The following is a 2,843-nucleotide window of genomic DNA, read 5'->3' as shown; positions in this document are numbered from 1 at the left end:
ATACAGTGAGTTCTTTTCTTCTTCCGTGAATTCTAGGTTAATCATGTTTTTAATGAGTGCTTTGCTTCTAATTATGACTCTTAAACTATATTATTGTCCTTGAGTAAAAAATGCAAGTTGTAGCCGTGCAAAGTATAACTGGATGTCGGATGGGAAAATAAGCACAAATCTAATTATACTCATTACAATAGAAATATCAACGACCACGATTAAAAACTCTTATGCGGGTAACTCTAAAATCGGCCTTGAGTGATAGTCATATCGACGCTAATCAAACCAGCAGTCAACGTCAACTGATGCTATCGATCGCCGCCACCAGTGAACAGATTAACACAAATTTACCGATTAATCTTTGTTTAGTTCTCGATCATAGCGGTTCTATGCAGGGAAAACCCCTAGAAACGGTCAAAAAAGCGGCCTTCAGTTTAATAGAATCCCTCGGGGTTAATGATCGTCTCTCGGTGATAGCTTTTGATCATCGCGCCAAAGTTATTCTTCCCTCCCAATTGCGACAGGATGATCTGACCTTAATTCGCTCAAAAATTCAACGATTACAAGCGGGAGGAGGTACGGCGATCGATGAAGGGATAAAATTAGGTATTCAAGAAAGTTCCACCGGCAGCAAAGGTTATGTGTCTCATATTTTTCTGCTTACCGATGGTGAAAATGAACACGGAAATAATCAACGCTGTTTAAAATTAGCCGCAGTAGCAGCTGAGTACGGTATCACCTTAAATACCTTCGGTTTTGGCGATCATTGGAATCAAGATATCCTAGAAAAAATTGCCGATATCGCTGGCGGAAGTTTATCTTATATCGAAAGACCCGAACAGGCTTTAATTGAATTTACTCGTCTATTTAACCGTTTGCAATCTGTCCGGTTAACTAACGCTTTCCTGCAATTAGAATTAGATGCTCGGACTCATTTAGCGGAGTTAAAACCCATTGCCCAAGTTGCCCCAGAAACTATAGAAATGAGCCTACAAAAAGAGGGCAATTTTTACATCACCCGTTTGGGTGATTTAATGATAGATGAAGAAAAAATTATCCTCCTCAATCTCTATATCGACCAAATTCCCCCCGGTACTTATACCATAGCTAAGGTGAAGATTCGCTACGATGATCCCGCTTCTGGTCAAAAAGGGCTAGAAACTGCGACTGTTAGCCTTGATATCGCCTCCCAAGCTATCTATCAATCCCAATTAAACGAGCAAGTTCAGAAATCGACTCTGACTTTAGCCAAATATCGTCAAACCCAAATCGCTGAAGAAAAATTAAAACAGGGCGATCGAGCAGCCGCCGCCACCATGCTACAAACCGCCGCCAAAACCGCCTTACAATTGGGAGAAAAAAACGCCGCCACTGTCCTCCAAACTAATGCCACCCGTTTACAGGTGGGAGAAGAATTGAGCGAGGGAGATTTAAAGAAAACCCGCATTATTGCTAAAACAAGACTACAAACCGATGGAGAGACAGGAAAATGATTAAAATTCGCCCCTTGCCCCTAGGAATTTTTCTGGTGACAATGTTCGCTCTTCCCCCTGTTATTTTACCCCCCTTAGTCAACGCTATTCCCATCGAACAAATACCGAAACTAAATCCGCACGGGGGATTATGGGTCAGCGATCGAGCTAATATTTTAAGTCGGGCGGGTGTTACGCAAATTTCCGGTGACATAGCCAAATTAGAGGTAGAAACCGGCGCAGAAATTGCTGTTGTCACCGTCCCCGATACCTTACCCTATCCTACCCCCAAAGCCTACGCCACAGCCCTATTTAATCGTTGGAAAATCGGCAAAAAATCGCAAGATAACGGGGTTTTAATCCTCGTTTCCCTCAAGGATAGACGGGTAGAAATCGAGACCGGTTATGGAGTCCAAAGATTTTTACCCGATGCTCAGGTCAAGGATATTATCTACACCTGCATGATTCCTAGCTTCAAAACGGGAAACTACGAAGAAGGTATTCGAGCAGGTGTAACAGTTGTGAGCGGGTTTCTCCGTAGTGCTTATGGGTTGCGACAAACTGAATTTAAGCCTCAAATCGCAATGTCCATTCTTCATCTTGTTTTGGCTATCCTGATGGTGGGAGTGTCTTTTCCCTTGATGTTAATTCTATATTTTGTTTATTTTCGTTGTGCCGTTGGTGGCAATGGTCGAGGTGGCCGCAGTGGTGGCAGCAACGGCAATAGCGACTATTGCGGTTATGATGGTGGTGGTTATGGTGGTGGCGGTTATGATGGTGGTGATTTCGGCGGTGGCAGTAGCGGTGGGGGTGGCGGCGGCGGTGATTGGTAGAGTTGACACTCCCTCCCATGAGCGCTTCGGGGAGTGTCAATAGAGGCTTTGGCTACCAGTTCCGTTCTGTTAAACTTACTCAAATCTACTCATGAGCAAATTTGACGTTAACTTCCTGCTTCACTGTAGTAGTGTCGGCACTATCTACTCTACAAGCTGACACGGTGGAACTCACCGCCAAAGAAGCTAGATTCAGACTAGCGTTCAAGTCTCGACCGCAAACTACATGGCATTGCTCACACTCAAAAACTCTTTCAGTTAAAGATAGAGACTCTTTTTTGTACCCACAATTGGAACAGGTTTTACTGCTAGGAAACCACCTATCGGCTATGATTAATTCCGAACCATACAACTGAGTTTTATAATCAAGTTGTCTTCGGAACTCGTAAAAACCCATATCCTGAACGGCTTTAGCTAATTTGTGATTAGCCATCATCCCAGACACATTTAAATCCTCAATTACTATCTGGCCGTGGTTCTTGGCTAAATAAGTGGTGAGTTTATGTAACGTATCTTTACGGATATTAGCTATTTTAAAATGAAGTTT

The 2,843-nt window shown here is 43.1% G+C and carries 3 protein-coding genes; 2 read left to right on the top strand and 1 reads right to left on the bottom strand.

The genetic code is table 11. The annotated features are described in order from the left end of the window. Positions 1-221: 221 nt before the first annotated feature. Together IM509_RS06875 and IM509_RS06870 are read left to right on the top strand one after the other, a co-directional pair. Entirely contained in the window at positions 222-1,484 is a 1,263-nt protein-coding gene (locus IM509_RS06875; protein WP_185237528.1) for a vWA domain-containing protein, read from the top strand. Beyond that, the gene (locus tag IM509_RS06870) at positions 1,481-2,296 is read left to right on the top strand and encodes a TPM domain-containing protein (protein ID WP_185237527.1); all 816 of its coding nucleotides are present in this window, start codon (positions 1,481-1,483) and stop codon (positions 2,294-2,296) included. Before IM509_RS06875 ends, IM509_RS06870 begins: the two co-directional genes overlap by 4 nt. A gap of 85 nt (positions 2,297-2,381) precedes the next feature. Here IM509_RS06870 and IM509_RS06865 read toward each other — a convergent pair. Next, a partial coding sequence (locus IM509_RS06865) for an RNA-guided endonuclease InsQ/TnpB family protein (protein WP_287716732.1) occupies positions 2,382-2,843 on the bottom strand: 462 nt, incomplete at its 5' end.

The organism is Microcystis sp. M31BS1 (assembly GCF_020245285.1).
Classification (GTDB): domain Bacteria; phylum Cyanobacteriota; class Cyanobacteriia; order Cyanobacteriales; family Microcystaceae; genus Microcystis; species Microcystis panniformis.
Note: the sequence above shows the minus strand (reverse complement) of the source record. Positions and strands in the feature narration are given on the sequence as shown.